Source organism: Pedobacter heparinus, assembly GCF_032678725.1.
Classification (GTDB): Bacteria; Bacteroidota; Bacteroidia; order Sphingobacteriales; family Sphingobacteriaceae; genus Pedobacter; species Pedobacter heparinus_A.
The window spans coordinates 347663-361207 of the sequence record NZ_JAVTSC010000002.1 but is presented as its reverse complement, the minus strand read 5'-3'; the positions used below and the strand labels follow the sequence as shown (position 1 = coordinate 361207).

At 43.5% G+C, this 13545-nt stretch carries 15 protein-coding genes; 7 read left to right on the top strand and 8 right to left on the bottom strand.

Translation table 11 applies throughout. From position 1 onward, the window contains the following. The first annotated feature begins 72 nt into the window (after window positions 1–72). From R2Q85_RS04875 to R2Q85_RS04865, 3 genes are all read left to right on the top strand, one after another. Window positions 73–1215, top strand: coding sequence for a M28 family metallopeptidase (locus tag R2Q85_RS04875; RefSeq protein WP_316810624.1), 1143 nt, complete (start codon window positions 73–75; stop codon window positions 1213–1215). Window positions 1216–1287: 72 nt separating this feature from the next. Continuing rightward, window positions 1288–1593 carry a YbaB/EbfC family nucleoid-associated protein gene (locus R2Q85_RS04870; RefSeq protein ID WP_316810623.1) on the top strand — a complete coding sequence of 102 codons (306 nt, stop codon included), beginning with the start codon at window positions 1288–1290 and terminating at the stop codon, window positions 1591–1593. 28 nt (window positions 1594–1621) lie between these two features. Next, a complete protein-coding gene (locus R2Q85_RS04865; protein WP_316810622.1) occupies window positions 1622–2299 on the top strand; it encodes a metal-dependent hydrolase in 678 nt (225 codons plus the stop codon). A gap of 252 nt (window positions 2300–2551) precedes the next feature. Here the strand turns inward: R2Q85_RS04865 and polA are convergent, their stop codons facing one another. Then, the gene (gene polA / locus R2Q85_RS04860) at window positions 2552–5371 is read right to left on the bottom strand and encodes a DNA polymerase I (protein ID WP_316810621.1); all 2820 of its coding nucleotides are present in this window, start codon (window positions 5369–5371) and stop codon (window positions 2552–2554) included. A 126-nt stretch (window positions 5372–5497) separates the two neighbouring features. Here polA and R2Q85_RS04855 point away from each other — a divergent pair, with 126 nt between their 5' ends. Together R2Q85_RS04855 and R2Q85_RS04850 are read left to right on the top strand one after the other, a co-directional pair. Further along, window positions 5498–6271 carry a hypothetical protein gene (locus tag R2Q85_RS04855; RefSeq protein WP_316810620.1) on the top strand — a complete coding sequence of 258 codons (774 nt, stop codon included), beginning with the start codon at window positions 5498–5500 and terminating at the stop codon, window positions 6269–6271. Between the two features lie 53 nt (window positions 6272–6324). Next, window positions 6325–7020: a hypothetical protein gene (locus R2Q85_RS04850; RefSeq protein WP_316810619.1), complete on the top strand. Its 696-nt coding sequence runs from the start codon at window positions 6325–6327 to the stop codon at window positions 7018–7020. Here the strand turns inward: R2Q85_RS04850 and R2Q85_RS04845 are convergent, their stop codons facing one another. Genes R2Q85_RS04845 through trmB form a run of 3 tightly spaced genes read right to left on the bottom strand, consistent with a single transcriptional unit; the run spans window position 7021 to window position 8569 of the window. Continuing rightward, entirely contained in the window at window positions 7021–7581 is a 561-nt protein-coding gene (locus R2Q85_RS04845) for a DNA-3-methyladenine glycosylase I (protein WP_316810618.1), read from the bottom strand. Between the two features lie 11 nt (window positions 7582–7592). Next, window positions 7593–7919 (bottom strand): MGMT family protein, encoded by a 327-nt coding sequence (locus tag R2Q85_RS04840; protein WP_316810617.1) that lies wholly within the window; start codon window positions 7917–7919, stop codon window positions 7593–7595. Continuing rightward, complete coding sequence (gene trmB, locus R2Q85_RS04835) at window positions 7919–8569, bottom strand: tRNA (guanosine(46)-N7)-methyltransferase TrmB (RefSeq protein WP_316810616.1); 651 nt, start codon at window positions 8567–8569, stop codon at window positions 7919–7921. The genes R2Q85_RS04840 and trmB overlap by 1 nt, the downstream gene beginning before the upstream one ends. Window positions 8570–8686: 117 nt before the next feature. Between trmB and R2Q85_RS04830 the strand changes: the two genes are divergently transcribed. Further along, window positions 8687–9616, top strand: a complete 930-nt coding sequence (locus R2Q85_RS04830) for a GDP-L-fucose synthase (protein ID WP_316810615.1) — start codon at window positions 8687–8689, stop codon at window positions 9614–9616. A gap of 39 nt (window positions 9617–9655) precedes the next feature. Continuing rightward, complete coding sequence (locus tag R2Q85_RS04825; RefSeq protein WP_316810614.1) at window positions 9656–10588, top strand: hydrogen peroxide-inducible genes activator; 933 nt, start codon at window positions 9656–9658, stop codon at window positions 10586–10588. 27 nt (window positions 10589–10615) lie between these two features. Here the strand turns inward: R2Q85_RS04825 and R2Q85_RS04820 are convergent, their stop codons facing one another. The 4 genes from R2Q85_RS04820 to R2Q85_RS04805 all read right to left on the bottom strand — a co-directional run bounded on the left by R2Q85_RS04820 (window position 10616) and on the right by R2Q85_RS04805 (window position 13481). After that, window positions 10616–11734, bottom strand: a complete 1119-nt coding sequence (locus tag R2Q85_RS04820) for a lactonase family protein (protein ID WP_316810613.1) — start codon at window positions 11732–11734, stop codon at window positions 10616–10618. A gap of 214 nt (window positions 11735–11948) precedes the next feature. Next, entirely contained in the window at window positions 11949–12554 is a 606-nt protein-coding gene (locus R2Q85_RS04815; protein WP_316810612.1) for a superoxide dismutase, read from the bottom strand. Between the two features lie 117 nt (window positions 12555–12671). Further along, entirely contained in the window at window positions 12672–13145 is a 474-nt protein-coding gene (locus R2Q85_RS04810) for a nucleoside deaminase (protein WP_316810611.1), read from the bottom strand. Then, a complete protein-coding gene (locus R2Q85_RS04805) occupies window positions 13146–13481 on the bottom strand; it encodes a tRNA-binding protein (protein ID WP_316810610.1) in 336 nt (111 codons plus the stop codon). Window positions 13482–13545 lie beyond the last annotated feature (64 nt).

The window sequence follows — 13545 nt, the reverse complement described above, 5'->3', positions numbered from 1 at the left end:
AATCTGTTTCAGCAGGCTATTATTATTTATAGCTCATTTCTATATATTTACCCTAACAACACAAAGAGACATATGAAGAAATGCTTGCTTTTGCTATGCCTGCTCATTTCCAGACCCGCTTTTTCGCAGGACCCCGGTCTGGCTAAAAAGATCCTTAACAGGTTGACAGCTAAAACCATGTGGGGCCGGGGTTACACCAAAAATGGCCTGGGTAAAGCCGCTGACTACATCACCGCACAGTTTGAAGCATACGGATTAATACCAATGAATGGCAACAGCTTCCAGCAAACCTTTTCCTTCCCTGTAAATACTTTTCCGGGAAAAATGTCGCTCAAAATTAACGGGAAAGCGCTTACTGCAGGCAAAGATTTTATCCTGACGCCCGAAAGCAAAGGAAAAAAGGCAAGCGGAAAGCTGGAACAAAAAGATAGCACAGTCTTTATTTCGGCTCAGGAAAAGCTCATCATTACCCTGAAAGACAAGCTTACCTGGTCAGTAAGTACTGAACAAGCTGATCATACTGGCATTCAGGTCCTGAAAACTGCAACAGAAAAACCCGATCGTTTCGAGCTAAACATAGAAAATCAATTTGTTCCTGATTTTAAAGCTGCAAATATCTGTGCAATGGTAAAAGGAACCAGCCGGCCCGATTCTTTGATTGTGCTGACAGCCCATTACGATCATCTTGGAGGAATGGGAGCACACACTTACTTTCCAGGGGCCAATGACAATGCCAGTGGCATCTCCTTTTTGCTCAGCATGGCTAAATACTATGCAGCCAACCCGGCCCCTTACAGCATAGCTTTCCTTTGTTTTGCCGGAGAAGAAGCCGGGCTGCTGGGTTCCAGGTACTTTACTGAACATCCGCTGACAGCACTGGACAAAATTCGTTTCTTAATTAATGTAGACATGGTAGGCACTGGAGAAACCGGCATAACAGTGGTTAATGCCGCCTTCCATCCTAAAGAGTTTGCCCTGCTGAATAAAATTAACGCCGCCAATAGCTACCTTGCAAAAATTAACCCCAGGGGCAAGGCTGCCAACAGCGATCATTATTTCTTTTCTGAAAAGGGTGTTCCGGCATTTTTTATTTATACTAACGGAGGTATCCGCGCTTATCACGACATTTATGACCGGCCTGCAACATTGCCGTTCACAGCATACAACAACCTTTTTAAACTTTTTGTGGATTTTAACCGGGAACTGATCAGGTAAGCCTTCTTTTTAATTCATCAACATTTTTAAACCAATTTCCATTAATTTCGTTGTTTAATAAAAAAACACATTATGTTCGATAAACTGATGGCCGCACAGCAAAAGGCCGATGAAATAAAAAAAAGACTGGATACCATTTCAGTTTTTGGCGAAGTTGAAGGCGGAGCTATACGCATCACTGCCACAGCAAACAAAGCCATAACCGCTGTAGAAATTAAGGAAGAATTTTACAAAGAAGCCGATAAAGAAGAACTGGAAGAACTCTTGCTTACCGCCATAAACAAGGCCTTAACACAGGCCGAACAGGTAAGTGCGACAGAAATGCAGGCTGCAACCAAGGATATGCTTGGCGGTTTGGGCGGTATGTTTGGCCGCTAGTAAACGATAACCTTTAAAATAATAGCTCATGAAATATACGTATTACGGCCAGTCGTGTTTCTTATTGGAGGCTGATGGCAAAAAGTTTCTTTTTGATCCTTTCATCTCCCATAACCCACTTGCTAAAGACATTGCCATTAAAAGCATTGAAGCTGATTATGTGCTGGTCAGCCATGGGCATGCTGATCATATTGCAGATCTTGTACAGATCGCCAATCAAACCAATGCCCATGTTATTGCCCTGGTTGAAGTGGCCGACTGGATCAGAAAGCAGGGTGTAAAAAATGTAACGGATATCAACTTTGGGAAATCTAAATTTGACTTTGGGGCATTGCGTACTGTCTGGGCAGTACACTCCAGCAGTAATCCAGACGGAAGCTACGGCGGAAATCCCGCCGGTTTTGTACTGGAACTGGGCGGAAAAACCATTTATTTTGCCGGAGATACTGCACTGACCCTGGAAATGAAACTCCTTGCCGACCTCTATAACCTGGATTATGCAATCCTTCCCATTGGCGGACATTACACCATGGATGTAGACGACGCCCTGATTGCTACCAAATACCTGGAATGTGAAAAAGTGATTGGAGTGCATTACAATACCTTTCCCCCAATCCAGATCGATACTACTGAGGCGGTGGCTAAATTTAAAAGAGAAAATAAGACGCTGTTGCTACCTGCAATTGGCGAAACTATAGAACTGTAGTAAGAAATTTAGTAGAAATTAAAAAAGCAAGCTTACTATTCAAAGGCTGCATAATTCCCGATGAAGAATCGGGAAAGACGCTAGGCCTTTTCATAGTACGCATGCTTTTTTTGATAAATTTCAAAAAAATTATGGTGTGATGAGCCGACATTCAAATCTTTGCCCTTCTTCAGGGCCTAAGATTTGGCGAGGCGAATCATTCCATGATTTTTTATACTAGTGATTCTATTTATTTTTTCAGTATTTACGAAGTTAATGCGCAGCCAGCCAGTTTTCTCCCTCACCAATCTCCACTTCAATCGGCACAGTCGTTTTGATGGCAGTTTTCATCCGGTGTGCAATGATCTTTTTCATGGCATCAACCTCCGATTTCAATACGTCAAACACCAACTCATCATGTACCTGCATCGTCATTTTAGATTGCAGGCCCTGGTCCTGAATGTCTTTATGGATATTGATCATCGCTACCTTGATCATATCTGCAGCAGAACCCTGGATCGGGGCATTGATCGCATTTCGTTCCGCAAAGCCGCGAACCGTCTGGTTCGCAGAATTGATGTCACGCAAATACCTTCTCCTGCCCAGAATGGTTTCCACAAAACCATTTTCACGGGCAAAGTTCATCGTATCAGACATGTACTTTTTAATGCCGGGGTACTGCGCAAAATACTGTTCTATGATCTCTGCCGCTTCCTTACGTGGAATACCCAGATTTTGGGACAAGCCAAAAGCCGATTGCCCGTAAATGATACCAAAGTTCACCGCTTTGGCATTACGGCGCTGTGTTGCGTCTACATCTTCAATAGCAATACCATAAACCCTGGCTGCTGTTGCCGTATGGATGTCTATTCCATTATTAAAGGCTTCCAGCATATTTTCCTCTTTACTGATGTCGGCAATAATGCGCAGTTCTATCTGGGAATAATCCGCTGAAAGCAGGACATGATTTTCATCTCTCGGAATAAAAGCCTTTCGCACCTCCCTGCCCCGCTCTGTGCGGATGGGAATGTTCTGCAGGTTCGGGTTGTTAGAACTTAACCTGCCTGTTGCTGCCACCGCCTGGTTAAAGCTGGTATGCACACGCCCGGTTTTTGGATTAACCAGCAAGGGCAGGGCATCAACGTAAGTTGATTTCAATTTTTGCAGCTGGCGAAAATCCAGGATATCCTGCACAATGTCACTTTTATGCGCCAGCGCCAGTAACACATCTTCGCCGGTTTGGTATTGCCCAGTTTTTGTTTTTTTTGCTTTAGGATCAAGCTGCAATTTATCAAAAAGCACTTCACCCAATTGCTTCGGCGAGGCCAGGTTAAATTTAATCCCACATTTATCATAAACGCTTTGTTCAAACTTCCTGATGTCCAGTTCCAGTTCTTTTGAATAGTTGATCAGGGTGTCCATATCAATCCTGACCCCTTCCTTTTCGATATCCGCGAGTACATAGATCAAGGGGTTCTCCACCTCGGTCGCCAGTTTTTCAGCATTTAACTCCTTCAGCAAGGGCTTGAAAATATTGGCCAGCTGCAAGGTGATGTCCGCATCTTCAGCCGCATAATCCACTACTTTTTCTACAGGAACATCCCGCATATTACCCTGGGACTTGCCTTTTGCGCCAATGAGCGTAGTGATAGAGATCGGCGAATAATTTAAATAATTCTCCGACAGCACATCCATGTTGTGGCGGGTGTCCGGATCAATCAGGTAATGGGCCAGCATGGTATCAAATAAAATGCCCTTTACCGATATACCATACCATTTCAGGATCAGCATGTCATATTTAATATTCTGCCCTATTTTAGCAATCCCTTCATGCTCCAATACCACCCTGAATTCTTCTACAATTGGCAGTGCAGCTTCCCGTTCGGCCGGCACCGGGATATAATAACCTTCACCAGGATTAATGCTAAAGGACAGGCCAACCAGTTCGGCCAGGTTTGCATCCGTACCTGTTGTTTCGGTATCAAAGGAAATACTTTCCTGCTTCAGCAACAGTTCAATCAATGTGCTCCGCAGCTCAGGCGTATCTGCAATCTGGTAATGGTGTCTGGTGTTCTCGATGGTGTTGAGCGGCTTGGTTTCTGCCAGGTCAAGGGTTTCCTGTTCCACTTGCACAACAGTTTCTACGTAACTGATGGTTTCGCTGACTACGTTTCCAAAAAGGTCTGTTTGCTGGGAAATGACTGTTGTTGTTCCTCTGTTGAAACCCTCCCCAAATACCCTTTTTCCAATAGTCCTGAATTCCAGCTCGGCGAATAACGGCTCCAGTAATTCCCTGCTTGGCTCCTCTATTTCCAATGATTTTTCGTCAAATTCTATCGGAACATTTAATATAATGGTTGCCAGTTTTTTAGAGATCATCCCCTGTTCAGCATAGGTTTCCACGTTCTCCCGTTGCTTGCCCTTAAGTTCATGTGAATGGGCGATGATGTTTTCTACAGAACCATATTGTTTGATGAGTGCTTTTGCTGTTTTTTCTCCGATACCGGGAATGCCGGGAATGTTGTCTACGGCATCTCCCCATAAACCAAGAATATCGATCACCTGTTCCACATGATCAATCTCCCATTTGGCCAGTATCTCTTTAACCCCTAATATTTCCATCTCATTGCCCATCCGTGCCGGCTTATAAATAAAAATATTATCTGATACCAGCTGGGCAAAATCTTTATCCGGGGTCATGCAATACACCTGGAAGCCTTTTTTCTCTGCTTCTTTAGCCAAAGTTCCGATGATATCATCCGCCTCAAAACCATCTTTTGTAATCACCGGGATCCTGAATCCTTCGATCAGCTTAAAGATATAAGGAAGCGCAGCCGAAAGATCTTCAGGCATGGCCTGCCGGTGTGCTTTATAGGCTTCAAAATCGGTATGCCTTTCGGTTGGGGCTTCTGTATCAAAAACTACGGCTATATGTGTTGGATTCTCCTTTTTCAGCACTTCCATCAAGGTATTGGCAAAGCCCATTACTGCTGAAGTATTGATCCCAGTTGAAGTAAACCTTGGGTTTTTACTCAGTGCAAAATGCGCCCTGTAAATCAGCGCCATACCGTCAAGAAGAAAAAGTTTTTTCATATGCTCTATAATGTTACTCCGATAAAGGTACTAATACTCTGCTGATCAAATTAACACCTCGAAATAATTTTTCTCCAATCTTATGAAATTTCATACATTAATGCATCCTGTTAGAAAACCAATGCTATGAAGAAAATCTTAACGCTATTGCTAATGTCTTCGGCAATTGTAGCTAAATCGCAACTACCATCCGCCGAACTGTTAAAGATCATCATTTTCAATGGTCTTGAAAACAAAGTTAAGCCCGGTTACGGAACGAAGGCAGCGCCAATTCCCTCAGGAGCATTTAAGTACATAGCCGATAAAAACAAGATGCAGGTCCAAATGCAAAAGTTAAAGAACAGTTACAGATGGCCGGATGGTCAACCCCTCGACTTTTCAAAAAGGTTCAGCACCAGAAATAAAAACGGGGATGGCATTGTAGACTGCTACACCCTGGTTAAACCCGGCACAACAGACACCATCAGGCTTTTTGTTGATCCGTATAAGGAAGAGGCAAGCTATTTCGTCCCTGAAGGACTGGTGGCATTAACCACACCTATTTTGGCAAAAGAACTTGCGCCCTATGTTAAACAGGTTGAAGAAATTGATGCCGCCCCCGATGCATTTGCCTTAAAAGAAACCAAAATTCAGCTGTTAACTTACATCTACCAGAATATGGGTACGGCTCCATTTATTGATCCTGACATGCTCAGTGCAGCAATGGCCGATGCCGGGGCAGACCAGGGCCTTAAAACACACCTGGGACACCTGTATATGATCAGCAAATTTTATGCTTACGCAAAGGATGTTAAAAACCCCAAGCAATATGCCTATGATCAAATGAAGCTGGCTTTTCAAAAGTTTGTAAAAGTACACCCGGAAGTAAAAACCGGGGATCTTCAAACCATATTTAAATAATTGTTGGTGCTTCATCATAACAAAAACCGAATAATTTCCGTTATTTGATCGTTATGAGCTCAATAAAAATACATCTCCTGCTACTTGCACTTTTAAGCACATCAATCGCAGTAAAAGCGCAGGATGCTGTGGTCATTTCTGCAGGAAATTTTATCAGGGGAACCATACAGGGCACTGATTTTTCGACCGTTATCCTTAAAAATGAAGATGAATCCCTTTCACAGTTTAAAGCGAAAGACATCAAGGAGTTTTTATGGAACGGTGAAACTTATGTAAGCAAGCCCATTGTGATCAAAAAAAGGATGGAGCACCGCTTTTTTAAGCTCCTGGAACAAGGTGCGGTAAACCTTTACAGCATTGGGGGCAGTACCGGTGTTGAAGAAGTACAGCCAAAAAGGACGAGGGTAAGACCGAGCATAGGCATTGGCGGAGGAACGGGCGGCTTCGGTGGTCTGGGAGGCGGAGTAGGCATTACCATTGGCGGGGGCAGGAACCGGCAGGAAGAGCAGCAGCCAAGGTCAGCAGCGCCAACATCCTACTTTATAGAAAAATTTGGAACAGGTCCTATGCTGGAATTACCGGCAGATGCGGGAAACGCTGACAGTAAAAATCAACAGGTTAAAAATACCTTGCTGCTAAAGCTGACCAATGACGAGGACCTGGCCGAGCGCATTAAAGCAACCGAAAGCTTTGATTCCAAACTGATCCGGTCTTTTGTGGCAGCCTATAATGCAATGCACAAGAACTAATTATCTGCAGATACAATCTGCAACATGGTCATTCACCATTCCGGTTGCCTGCATATGGGCATAACAAATGGTGGTGCCAAAAAACTTAAAACCTCTTTTTTTCATGTCTTTGCTAATGGCATCAGATATTTCTGTACGTGCAGGAACATCTTTTAAGGTCTTAATGGGATTCTGGACCGGCTTTTTATCAGGAAGAAAACCCCACATGTAATCCGCAAAAGAACCAAATTCTTTTTGCAGGGCTATAAAAAGCCGGGCATTGTTAATGGCAGCTTTCACTTTTAACTTGTTTCTGATGATACCAGGATCATTCATCAGCCGCTCCTCATCTTTTTCATCAAATGCAGCCACTTTTTTTACATCAAAATCCGCAAATGCATTCCGGTAGCCTTCCCTCCTTCTTAAAATGGTGATCCAGCTTAAGCCAGCCTGCGCACCCTCCAGGATCAGGAATTCAAAAAGTATTTTGTCATCATAAACAGGCTTTCCCCATTCTTCATCATGATATTTTACATAAAGCGGATCGGCTCCGCACCAGCCGCATCTAATCACATCTGCCATTATATATTTTGTTATAATTCCAAAAGTGGGTCCCAGAACAATTTCTTAAAATTCTGGACCTTATCGTCCTTTACCACAATGCCCTCCTGCTTCAGGAGCTCCTGCATCAATTCCGGCGGGTTAAAGTGAAACTTCCCCGTAAGCAATCCGCTGCTGTTTACCACCCGGTGTGCCGGAACCCGCGGATGAGCCAGTCCCGCATTGCTCATGGCATAACCTACCATGCGCGCTGATCCGCCTGCACCCAGGCTTTTGGCTATTGCCCCATAAGAGGTTACCCTCCCTTTCGGAACTAACCTCACCAATTCAAACACCTGATCGTAAAACGATTGCTCCATTATGCAAAAGAGAATTGTATATAATTGATATTTTTATCGTGCTTCAAATAAATCCGCTCATAATGGGTTTTAATAGAAAGCACATCGTCATATAGCTCAGATTTATACAGCTGGTCTGTCTTTTTATGGCATTTTAACCCCAGTTCTTCCACCTTCTCTACCGTATAAAGATACAAACCATCATTGTCGGTTTTCAAATTAATTTTACCTCCGGGCTTTAAAAACATTCTATAGCGGTCTAAAAACCCGGGATAGGTAAGGCGTTTCTTTTCACGGCTGTCCTGAGGCTGGGGGTCAGGAAAAGTGATCCAGATCTCATCCACTTCATTCTCCCCAAAAAAATCTATAATATCCTCAATCTGTATCCTTAAAAAGGCCAGGTTCGCAATACCTTCATCAACCCCGGTACGGGCACCCCGCCATATCCTGTTCCCTTTAAGGTCCACACCGATAAAGTTCTTTTTAGGAAACATCCTGGCTAAACTTACCGCATATTCTCCCTTACCACATGCCAGTTCCAGCACAACAGGATGGTCATTTTTAAAATGCTGTGCCGCCCATTTGCCCTTCAGTTCCTTACCTTCATCCAGCTGATAAACATTTGGAAAAGTATCTATTTCGGCAAATTTTCTTAATTTATCTTTACCCACTGCTTAAATATTTTATGCAAACTTATAGAAATTGTTTCAATTTAAATGACCGATTTCAAGCTTCGGCCACAGGGTTTAATTCTATTTCGTACTTTTGCATCAATTATTAAGGCATACGTGGAAAAAAACGCAAAAATATATGTTGCAGGGCACCGGGGAATGGTTGGTTCTGCCATTTACCGCAAATTACAAAATGAAGGTTTTGAAAACCTGATCGTCAGGACATCTGCCGAACTTGACCTTCGTGACCAGCAGGCCGTAACTGATTTTTTTGAGAAGGTACAACCTGAATACGTATTTCTGGCTGCTGCCAAAGTAGGCGGCATTGTTGCCAACAATACCTACCGGGCCGATTTTTTATATGAAAATCTTTGCATCCAGAACAACGTGATCCACCAGGCCTACAAAAACAAGGTAAAGAAACTGATGTTCCTGGGTTCCAGCTGTATTTACCCTAAGCTTGCCCCTCAGCCCTTAAAGGAAGATTACCTGCTTACCGGCCTGCTCGAAGAAACCAATGAACCCTATGCCATTGCCAAAATTGCGGGCATTAAAATGGCCGATGCTTACCGCGCCCAATACAACTGCGATTTCATTTCTGTAATGCCTACCAATCTTTACGGCTATAACGATAACTATCACCCGCAGAACTCCCATGTTTTACCTGCACTGATCCGCAAGTTTCATGAAGCCAAAGTAAGTGGCAGTGCCGAAGTTTCCATTTGGGGCTCCGGAACCCCGATGCGGGAATTTCTTTTTGCCGACGACCTTGCAGATGCCTGCTATTTTCTGATGCAGAATTACAGTGAAGCCGGGTTCCTCAACATTGGTACCGGCGAAGACCTGACAATTAAAGACCTTGCCCTCCTGATCAAGGACATCGTCGGCTTTGAAGGAAAACTTACTTTTGACAGCAGTAAACCCGATGGCACTCCTCGTAAACTAATGGATGTATCCAAACTGCATGCCCTTGGATGGAAACATCGGATCGCACTGGAAGAAGGGATAAAATTAGCTTATGCCGATTTCTTAGCTAAACATAGTTAAAACTGATACCTTTGCTAAAGACAAATAAACTTTAGCTATATGACACTCGTACAACTGGAATACATTGTAGCAGTAGATACTTACAGGAGCTTTGTTGGTGCCGCAGAAAAATGCTTTGTTACCCAGCCTACCTTGAGCATGCAGGTCCAAAAACTGGAAGAAATGCTCAAGGTAAAAATCTTTGACCGCAGCAAGCAGCCCGTTGTACCTACCGAGATCGGTGCCCAGATCATTGAACAGGCGCGACTGGTTTTACAGGAAAGCTTAAAGATCAAAGAAATCATCAGCAACCAGCAACAGGAGGTGACCGGCGAACTTAAAGTAGGCATTATTCCCACTGTAGCCCCGTATTTATTGCCTAAAGTGATTGCTGCCATGATGGAGAAATTTCCGGATTTAAAGCTGCTGATCTGGGAATACACCACCGAAGACATCATCCATCACCTCAAAACAGGTGTATTGGATTGCGGGATCCTGGCTACCCCTCTTGCAGACGCTGTGGTGGAGGAGCAGCCCCTTTATTACGAGAACTTCGTTACCTATATCAGTAAAAACAGTAAACTGTATAAAAAGAAGACCATAGATGCCAATGACCTGGAAGATGAAAATATCTGGTTATTAAATGAAGGGCATTGTATGCGTTCGCAGGTCTTAAACATTTGCCGTTCTACCAAACACAACCGGCTGCAAGGCTTAACTTACAATACGGGAAGTGTAGAAACGCTGATCCGCATGGTAGATATGAACAATGGGGCTACGCTGCTTCCGGAATTGGCGCTGGAAGAACTGAGCAGCAAACAGCTCAGTAAGGTAAGACATTTCAAATCGCCTGAACCAGTGCGTGAAATCAGTTTGGTAACGCATAAAAACTTCATCAAGAAAAGAATGTTAAATGCGTTGAAAGAAGAGATCCTGGCTGTTGTGCCGAAAGCCATGAAACAGAAAAGGAAAAGGGATGTTGTTAGCCTGTAAAATTTAGATGCGTTGCAGAACAGCATGTCATTTCCCATACTTCCGCATAAGCAAACAAGAAGGGCCTTTTACTGCAATCTTGTTCCCGGTTCTGTACAATAAACCTGTTTTCAGATTGCGCCTAAAAACAATAACATCGCCACTATATTCGTTGGCAACCAACAAAAACGCTCCCGTAGGATCTATGGTAAAATTTCTCGGATGTTCCCCTTCAGTAGATTGGTAACCAACTGTTGAAAGCAAACCGGTACTGGGATCCAGACGAAGTATGGCGATATTATTTTCTTTTCCACGGTTGGATGCATATAAAAACAACCCGTCCGGAGAAAGATGAATATCTGCACTGCTGTAAGATTGATAAAACTGCTGATGCAGTTTTATTTCCTGAATGGAATCCAGCCTGCCATTGCTTAGCAAATAAGCAGTTACTGCTCCTGAAAGTTCTGATATACAGTAAGCAAATCTGCCATTGGGATGAAAAGCCATATGTCTGGGCCCGCTGCCTGCGGACGTTGCGCTGTAGGTTTCTTTGCTGAGCGGCATTGGCGACGAAGCATTGAAATTAAAGCGTCGGATCTTATCGGCCCCAAGATCGGGTAGATAAACAAACTGCTGGTCTGGTGAAAAGTTGACCGAATGGACATGCGCAGACTTTTGCTGAGGCCGGATACTGCTGTCCTGAAAAAGAAAAACCTGTGCCGCTGCGCCAATCTCCCCGTTTTCCATTAAGGGAAACGCAGCCGCACCACCACCAGTATAGCTTCCGCTTAGCAGCCATTGCTCTCCCTTGTCCAGGGCAACGTAAACCGGGTTTGCCGCGCCTGTTAAACGCTGGCTGATCAGAGAAAGCCGCTGTCCATCAAATTTGAAACTGCTTACGCTACCCCGCTCTGCTGCCCTCGATTCTGTACAGGCATATAGGTATCTGCCATTCTTCGACAGGGCCAGAAACGAGGGGTTGAGTACACCTGCGTATTCGGTAATCCTGGACAGCTTGCCGGTTTTGTTGTCAAAGCTGTAAATATAAATTCCGGGCAGGCCCTTATCCATGTTGTAAGATCCAATAAAAAGCAGTGTTTCCTGGGCCTTCAGTTCAAGAAAAACAGGAAATACAAGAAAAATGAGCAGGCAAAATTTACGCAACATTTCAACGTTAGAGGTTAGCTGTTAAAAGCTAAGTTACAGAAATTTATGTAGTTGCCATAGCTGGATTTAATCGATTACAAGGGAATTAACTCCCCCATTGAGCAATTTGGGGTATTTCTATTAAGATCTATTTATATTCTAACAATAAAGAGGCCCCGGTGTAAATACCGGGGCCTCTTTTATATCATTGATCCTGTATCAAACAGGAAATAAACTACGCTTTTTTGAAACGTTCTGCTACTGCATCCCAGTTTACAACGCTCCAGAAAGCAGCGATATAATCAGGACGTCTGTTTTGGTATTTTAAGTAGTACGCATGTTCCCATACATCCATACCTAAAATTGGTGTTCCTTTTACTTCAGCTACATCCATCAAAGGATTATCCTGATTAGGTGTAGAAGAAACTACTAATTTCTTGTCAGCGCCAACGCTTAACCAGGCCCAGCCTGAACCGAAGCGGGTTGCTCCTGCATCAGCAAATTTAGTTTTAAAGTCAGCAAATGAACCAAATGCTGCATTGATCGCATCCGCCAGTTCTCCTGTTGGCTCGCCACCTTTATTTGGGCCGATAACTTCCCAGAAAAAAGAGTGGTTAAAATGACCACCACCATTGTTTCTTACTGCTACCGGGAATTTAGAGATGTTTTTAACAATTTCTTCGATGCTTTGGCTAGCTTCCGGCTTGCCTTCTAAAGCTTTATTGAGATTGGTAACGTAAGCCTGGTGATGTTTACCATGGTGGATTTCCATAGTTTGTTTATCGATATGCGGTTCTAATGCATCTGTTGCGTATGGTAACGCAGGTAATTCAAAAGCCATATTAGTATGATTTAAGTTTAAAAAATTTATTATTCCCGGCCAATTGGTCCATGCCAATGGGCTTCAACAGCAAATATAACAATCGGGGGTTAAGTTTTGTTCAATACTTTGTCAAGTTTAATCCCTTTTATCTGCAAAGAATCTGGTCATTAATGCCCCGCATTCCCCTGCTAAAACTCCGGCCTTTAAAACGGTTTTTGGGTGCAGCAACTGAACACTTTTGGTCGTAAAACCTCTTTTAGGCTCTGAGGCACCGTAAACCAGTTTCCCAATCTGTGTCCAGTAACTTGCACCGGCACACATTACGCAAGGTTCAATGGTCACATAAAGTGTACATTCTTTTAAATATTTACCACCCAGCGTTTGAGCTGCTGCCGTAAAAGCCTGCATTTCTGCATGTGCAGTCACATCATTCAGCTGTTCTGTTAAATTATGCCCACGTCCTACTATTTTGCCTTTGCAAACCACAATAGCCCCAATAGGGATCTCCTTCAGGTCATATGCTTTTTGGGCTTCCTGTAAAGCCAAACGCATAAAATGTTCATCTTCTGCCGCAGGGTTCTTTTCTTCTGAAAAATTATAATAGCTCATTTATATCATTCTACTGCCATTCGGCACTTTACCATTTAAAGTTGTCAGCACAATAGCCCCATTTTCATCAGCAAAACCCGTTACCAGGAATTCTGACATAAACTTTCCGATCTGTTTTTTCGGAAAGTTTACCACACCAACGATCTGCCGGTCAATCAGCTGTTCCTTGGTATACAAGGTGGTAATCTGGGCGCTGCTCATTTTAATTCCAAATTCACCAAAATCTACTTTGACCTTATACGCCGGCTTCCTGGCTTCAGGATAATCGAATACTTCCAGGATTGTCCCTGCACGCAGTTCCACTTTTTCAAAATCGTTCCAGCTGATTTCTTCCATGCGATAAAATTACAACTAATCAGCAGTACTGCCTACCATATCTCTGCTGTTCTCTATATATTTG